Origin of the sequence: Mycobacterium sp. 852002-10029_SCH5224772 (genome assembly GCF_001667315.1) — a bacterium.
GTDB lineage: Bacteria > Actinomycetota > Actinomycetes > Mycobacteriales > Mycobacteriaceae > Mycobacterium.
Window position 1 is genome coordinate 240701 of sequence record NZ_LZHT01000084.1, and the last position, 6782, is coordinate 247482.

6 protein-coding genes are annotated in these 6782 nt (G+C 63.9%); all 6 read left to right on the plus strand.

The genetic code is table 11. The annotated features are described in order from the left end of the window. Positions 1-846, plus strand: coding sequence for an ABC transporter permease (locus A5775_RS15405; protein ID WP_067253763.1), 846 nt, complete (start codon positions 1-3; stop codon positions 844-846). A 19-nt stretch (positions 847-865) separates the two neighbouring features. After that, a complete protein-coding gene (locus tag A5775_RS15410; protein WP_067253766.1) occupies positions 866-2128 on the plus strand; it encodes an MCE family protein in 1263 nt (420 codons plus the stop codon). Continuing rightward, positions 2125-3147 carry an MCE family protein gene (locus A5775_RS15415; RefSeq protein ID WP_067253769.1) on the plus strand — a complete coding sequence of 341 codons (1023 nt, stop codon included), beginning with the start codon at positions 2125-2127 and terminating at the stop codon, positions 3145-3147. The genes A5775_RS15410 and A5775_RS15415 overlap by 4 nt, the downstream gene beginning before the upstream one ends. After that, complete coding sequence (locus A5775_RS15420; RefSeq protein WP_067253772.1) at positions 3147-4265, plus strand: MCE family protein; 1119 nt, start codon at positions 3147-3149, stop codon at positions 4263-4265. Before A5775_RS15415 ends, A5775_RS15420 begins: the two co-directional genes overlap by 1 nt. A gap of 17 nt (positions 4266-4282) precedes the next feature. Continuing rightward, positions 4283-5689: an MCE family protein gene (locus A5775_RS15425; RefSeq protein WP_197512602.1), complete on the plus strand. Its 1407-nt coding sequence runs from the start codon at positions 4283-4285 to the stop codon at positions 5687-5689. Beyond that, the coding region (locus A5775_RS15430) for an MCE family protein (RefSeq protein ID WP_231995189.1) at positions 5686-6782 on the plus strand (1097 nt) is incomplete at its 3' end. The genes A5775_RS15425 and A5775_RS15430, both read left to right, overlap by 4 nt.

Sequence of the window (6782 nt, forward strand, 5' to 3'; positions counted from 1 at the left end):
ATGGCGCTGAGGGCCGCATATCCGCGATTGACCCGCCAACTCGAGAGGCCGGTCGCCTTGTTCGGGCGCATCGGCGACCATGCCCTGTTTTACGGTAAAGCGCTCGCCGGGATACCTTTCGCAGCTACCCGTTACACGCGCGAGGTCGTTCGCCTGATTGCCGAGATCAGCATGGGCGCGGGCACTTTGGCGATGATCGGCGGAACAGTCGTGATCGTCGGATTCCTGACGCTGGCGGCGGGCGGCACCTTGGCCATTCAGGGTTATACCTCGCTGGGCAATATCGGCATCGAGGCGCTGACGGGCTTTTTGGCCGCGTTCATCAATGTACGTATCGCGGCGCCGGTGGTCGCCGGGATCGGTCTGGCGGCCACCTTCGGCGCCGGGGTGACTGCCCAGCTGGGTGCCATGCGGATCAACGAGGAAGTCGATGCGTTGGAGAGCATGGCGATTCGGCCGGTCGCCTATTTGGTGAGCACCAGGATCCTGGCGGGAATGATGGCTATCACGCCGTTGTACAGCATCGCCGTGATCCTGTCGTTCGTGGCCAGCCAGTTCACCACGACGTTCCTGCTCGGCCAGTCACAGGGCCTGTACCAGCACTATTTCAACACGTTCCTGAACCCGATCGACTTGTTGTGGTCGTTCCTGCAGGCCATCCTGATGGCGCTCACCATCCTGCTGATCCATACCTACTATGGCTATTTCGCTTCGGGTGGGCCGGCGGGTGTCGGCAATGCGACCGGCAACGCGGTGCGTACCTCGCTCATCGTCGTGGTGTCCGTGACGCTGTTGGTCTCGCTCTCTATTTACGGTACGAACGGCAACTTCAACCTGTCGGGTTAGCAGAGGAGGTGAAACAGCAATGACGCAGAATGTTCCAGCGGGTCGCGGCGCGGTCGCCGGCCGACCGCCGCGCACCGGCCATGCGCGGCCACCGGCCGAACGGAATTACCTGCCGCCCTTGCTCGGACTGGCCACCGTCCTCATCATCGGCTTGATTTTCGCCGTGGCGGTGGGTCTGTTCCAGGGCTCCTTCACCGAGACGGTGCCGGTGACCGTGATCTCCAAGAGAGCCGGTCTGGTCATGAACCCGGACGCCAAGGTCAAGATGCGCGGTGTGCAGGTGGGCAAGGTCGCCTCGATCGAACCCCTGCCCAATGGGGAAGCAGCCATTCACTTGGCGATGGACCCGTCGCAGTTGCACTTCATCCCCCGCAACGTGCTTGTCGACATCGCGTCATCGACGGTGTTCGGTGCGAAGTCGGTCCTGCTGGTAGAACCTGACCAGCCCTCGGCGCAACGGCTACACAGCGGCCAGACGCTGCAGGGCCAGCACGTCATGGTCGAAATCAACACGGTATTCCAACAACTGGTGTCGGTCCTGAGCCATATCGATCCACCGAAGCTCAACGAGTCGCTGGGTGCGCTGGCACAGGCGTTCAGTGGGCGGGGTCCACAGCTTGGCCAATCGCTGAGTGACCTGGACTCCTTTCTCGCCAGGCTGGAGCCGAGCCTGCCCGCATTCTCCCATGACCTCGCGGTGTTGCCGGTGGTGGCCAACGCCTATGCCGACGCAGCACCGGACCTGCTGAAGACCGCGGCCAACGCGACCCGGATCAGCAAGACGCTTGTCGACGAACAGCACAACCTGGATGCGTTGCTCATCAGCGCGATCGGCTTGGCCGACATCGGCAACGACGTCTTGTCGACGAACCGTCAACCGCTGACGGATGTGGTGCATCTGCTGGCACCGACCACCGATCTGACCAATGAGTACGCCCCGGCGCTCAACTGTGGTTTGGCCGGGCTCGCACAGATAACGCACGGGGCGCCGTTGTCGGAACCGAGCATCAACATCTCGGCGAGCCTCACGTGGGGCGCCGAACGCTACCGGTATCCGACGAACCTGCCCAAGGTCGCGGCAACGGGCGGACCGCAGTGCGTGGGTCTGCCGAAGCTGCCGTTCAATACGAGCCCGCCGCAATTGATCGCCGATACCGGCGCCAACCCGGTGAACTACGGAAACCCCCAGCTGTTGCTCAACTTCGACGGGCTAAAGCAGCTGTTGTACGGGCCGATCGCCGGCCCGCCACGCAACCCCGCTCAGATCGGACAACCCGGATGAGAACACGCGCCACGCTGATCAAGTTCGGGATCTTTGCGGTCGTGATGGCGATGCTGACCGCCTTCCTGTTCTTCATCTTCGGCCAGTACCGGACGGGTGCGACGACCAAGTATTCGGCGGTGTTCACCGACGTATCGCGGCTGAAGCCGGGACAGTCGGTGCGGGTTGCCGGGATCCGGGTGGGCACGGTCAACAGCGTTTCGCTGCAGCCGGACAAAAAGGTGGTGGTGAAGTTCGACGCCGACCGCAACGTCGTTCTCACCGAGGGCACCCGGGCGGCGGTGCGCTACCTCAACCTGGTGGGCGATCGCTACCTCGAACTCGTCGATGGTCCGGGCTCGCCCAAGCGCCTGTCGGGCGGCGGCCAGATTCCCGTCAGCCGCACCGCCCCGGCGCTCGACCTCGATCTGCTGCTCGGCGGACTTAAACCCGTTACCCAGGGCCTGAATGCGCACGATGTCAACGCGCTGACCTCAGGACTGCTGCAGGTCTTCCAGGGGCAGGGCGGGACTATCGAGTCGCTGTTCACCAAGACGACGTCGTTTTCGAACGCCTTGGCCGACAACGATCAAACCGTCCAGCAATTGATCGACAACCTGAACGTCGTCGTCGGCACGGTCGCCAAGGACGGCAAACAGTTCTCCGGCGCAGTCGATCGCCTCGAGCAGCTTGTCAGCGGACTGTCGAACGACCGCGACACGATCGGGTCCGCCATTGACGCCCTGGACAAGGGAACCGCCTCGCTGGCGGACCTACTTGCCGAGGCCCGCCCGCCGCTGTCCGGCACCATCGCTCAGTTGAATCGGCTGGCACCCATTCTCGATGGCGACAGGGACCGCCTCGACACCGCAATCGCCAAGGCGCCGAAGAACTACCGCAAGCTGGTCCGACTCGGCGTGAACGGCGCCACCATCCCGTACTACCTCTGCCAGTTCGGGCTCCGCGGCACGGATCTCAATGGCAAGACCGTGCGCGCCAATATCTTCAGGTCAGATGCAGGAAGGTGCACGGAACCCTAATGCTCAAGTATCGCGGAGCTGCGCTGATCAAGCCCGGACTCATCGGCGTCGTCCTGGCGGTGATGGTCATCCTGGTCGGACTGTCGCCCGACCGATTCATCGCATGGGCCACGATGGTCCGCTACCAGGCGCTGTTTACCGAAGCCGGCGGTCTTGCAGTGGGCAACCCCGTCATCGTGTCGGGGATGAAGGTCGGCACCGTGTCGGATGTGAAGCTGCGCCACGGCGATGCGCTGGTGACCTTCACGACGAAGGGCAACGTCCTGCTCGGGTCGGAGACCACCGCGCATATCCGCACCGGCACACTGCTGGGCGAGCGGATGTTGACGGTGGAGTCCGCGGGCAGCGGCACGATGCACCCGATGACCCTCATTCCCGTCTCGCGCACGTCCTCGCCGTATTCGTTGACCGAAGCAGTCAGCGATCTGACATCGGACACTGCCGGCACCAACACCACTGCGCTCAATCAGTCGCTGGACACGCTGGCGGCGACGCTCGATCAGATCGCGCCCCAAATGGGGCCGGCCTTCGACGCGCTGACCCGGTTATCGCGCACCCTCAACAGTCGCAACAAGAACCTGGGCGAACTCTTCAAGAGTGCCGGCGACGTCACCGGGATACTTTCCGAACGCAGCATGCAGGTCAACAAGCTGATCCTCAACTCCGATTCCCTGCTGCAAGTGCTGGTGGCACGCCGGCAAGAGGTCGTGGACCTGCTGGCCAACACCTCGGTGGTGGCCAAGCAGCTGACGGCGTTGGTGCACGACAACGAAGCCACATTGGCACCGACGCTGGAGCGGCTGAATCGGGTGACTGGAGTGCTGGAAAAGAATCGCGACAACATCGCCAAAGCGCTGCCAGGTCTCGCCAAATTCCAGATCACGGTTGGTGAGGCCATCTCCGGTATGTACGCCTACCAGGCGTTCGCCCCGAACTTCCTTGTCCCGCAACTCTTCCAGGAGCTGTTCGACTACCTGTGGGGATTCCGCACCTTCGATACGTCTAAGGGCCCCGGCTTCCCCTCGCCGGTGCCTCGGGCGCTGACCCCCTGGCCGTACAACTTGATTCCAATGTGCCCTGGCTGCACGTTGGGCGGACGGATCGGAGGATCACAGTGACTTCCCGGATTTCCCGGATGCCGCGCAAGCGGCTGGCGGCGGTCACGGGGGTCGTCTTGGTCGGGCTCCTGCTTGCCGGAGCCGCCGTGGTCGTCCGTAACACATTCTTCGGGCAGAAGACGATTACCGCCTATTTCACCACCGCCACCGCGATCTATCCCCATGACGAGGTGCGGGTTTCGGGTGTCAAAGTCGGCAACATCAAATCCATTCAGCCGCAGGGCACACAGGCCAAGATGACCCTCACGGTCGACCACGACGTGCCGATTCCGGCGGACGCGAAGGCGGTAATCGTCGCCTCGAACCTGGTGTCTGCGCGCTACGTTCAACTCTCGCCGGCTTACCGAGACAGCGGGCCGGTCATGCGGGACGGCGCAGTCATACCGGTCGAACGGACCGCCGTGCCGGTCGAGTGGGACGAGGTCAAAACCCAGTTGATGCGGCTAGCAACGGATTTGGGACCCAAGAGTGGCGTTTCGGGCACGTCGGTGGGCCGGTTCATCGACAGCGCCGCCAACGCCCTCGACGGCAACGGCGACAAGCTGCGCCAGACTCTCGGTCAACTGTCGGGCGTCGGCCGGATCCTCGCCAACGGCAGCGGCAACATCGTCGACATCATCAAAAACCTGCAGACCTTCGTCGGCGCGCTGCGCGACAGCAACGTCCAGCTCGTGCAGTTCAACGATCGCCTGGCCACTCTCACCAGCGTCGTCAATGACAGCAAATCCGACCTGGACGCGGCGCTGACCGATCTGTCGACGGCGGTCGGGGAGGTGCAGCGCTTCATCGCCGGCACACGCAACCAGACCAGCGAACAGATTGCCCGGTTGGCCGACGTCACGCAGAACCTGGTCGATCACCACATGGCCCTGGAAAACATCCTGCACGGCGCGCCGAATGCGTTCGGCAACTTCTTCAACGACTACAACGCCGACACCGGAACCATCGTAGGAGGATTCGGGCTCATGAACATGGCGAATCCCACCTGGGGCGGCCAGGTTCTGCTGTCCACTCCGGGCTGCACGCAAATCGGCGCCATCGGGAACATCACCTCGGTCGAAACGGGCAAGCTGTGCTCCCTGTTCATCGGTCCCGGATTGCGGCAGACGAGCTACAACAACTCGCCAATTCCCCTCAACCCGTTCATCGCCAAGTCGATTGACCCGGCCAGGGTTCTCTACACCGAACCGCGCCTGGCGCCCGGCGGCGAGGGCCCGAAACCCGCGGCACCCGAGATCCCGCCGGCGGTGTCGGCCTACACCGGCCTGCCGGGGGACCCGGTGGGACCGCCGGGTGCCGTGCCGCCGGAGCGGATACCGGGCGCGGCGATGCCGCTGCCGCCGCCACCGTCGACACCGGTGCCACCACCGCCGGCGCCGAGCGCGTCGGAAATGCTGCTGCCGGCAGACGGGCCACAACAATGATCGCCCGGGTAGCGGCACGGCGAGTGTTCACCGTCGGCTGTTGCGTGGTGTTGACGGCGACGGGATGCGCATTCCACGGCCTGAATTCACTACCGCTGCCCGGCGCGGTTGGACGCGGACCGGGGGCCAACATCTACCACGTCGAGCTTCCGAATGTCGGGACGATGGAGTCGAATTCGCCGGTGATGATCGATGACGTCGTCGTCGGCAGTGTCGGTGCGATGAGGGTACAAGGCTGGCACGCCGACGTCGAGATCTCGGTCAAGCGCGACGTGGTGGTTCCGGCCAACGTGGTAGCCACCGTCGGCCAGACCAGCCTGCTGGGCTCGATGCATGTGGAGCTCAATACTCCGCTGGGCCAGCAGGGGGGCGGACGGCTGCAGCCGGGCGCCACCATCCCGCTGAGCCGGTCATCGGCCTACCCGTCGACCGAGCAGACGCTGTCGTCGCTGGGCGCGGTCGTCAACGGCGGTGGCCTGGGACAGATCGGGGATGTCATCCACAATTTCTCGGCCGCCCTGTCTGGGCACGAGGGTGCGGTGCGTGATCTGATCACCCGCCTGGACACGTTCGTAGGAACTCTGGATGACCAGCGGGACAACATCGTTGCCTCCATTCAGGCGCTGAATCGGCTATCGGCCACCTTCGCCGACCAGCGCGACGTCGTCACCGACGCGCTGCGCAAAATACCGCCGGCGCTCGAGGTGTTGGTCAAGGAGCGGCCTCGTCTGACGGCCGCCCTGGATCACCTTCGCGTGTTCAGCAACACCGCCAACCGGCTGGTCAACGACACCCAGGCCGACCTGGTGAGGAACCTCAAAAACTTGGAGCCGACCATCAAAGCGCTCGCCGACGTCGGACCGGATTTTGGCGCGGCCATCGCGGCGTCGTTCGTGTTCCCGTTCACCCAGAACTTCGTCGACCGAGCCGTCCGAGGCGACTTCTTCAACCTGCATTTCGATTTCGACCTGACGATTCCACGGCTCAAGAAGGGATTGTTCCTGGGAACCCACTGGGGGCAGCTTCATCATCAACAACTTCTCCAACCCGGTGCATTTCCTGTGCGACGCGATCGGGGCGGTCGCGAACGTCA

Coding starts and splice junctions, on each gene's coding strand:
- A5775_RS15425 (WP_197512602.1), top strand. CDS start 4,283: ATGCCGCGCAAGCGGCTGGCGGCGGTCACGGGGGTCGTCTTGGTCGGG.
- A5775_RS15415 (WP_067253769.1), top strand. CDS start 2,125: ATGAGAACACGCGCCACGCTGATCAAGTTCGGGATCTTTGCGGTCGTG.
- A5775_RS15405 (WP_067253763.1), top strand. CDS start 1: ATGGCGCTGAGGGCCGCATATCCGCGATTGACCCGCCAACTCGAGAGG.
- A5775_RS15420 (WP_067253772.1), top strand. CDS start 3,147: ATGCTCAAGTATCGCGGAGCTGCGCTGATCAAGCCCGGACTCATCGGC.
- A5775_RS15410 (WP_067253766.1), top strand. CDS start 866: ATGACGCAGAATGTTCCAGCGGGTCGCGGCGCGGTCGCCGGCCGACCG.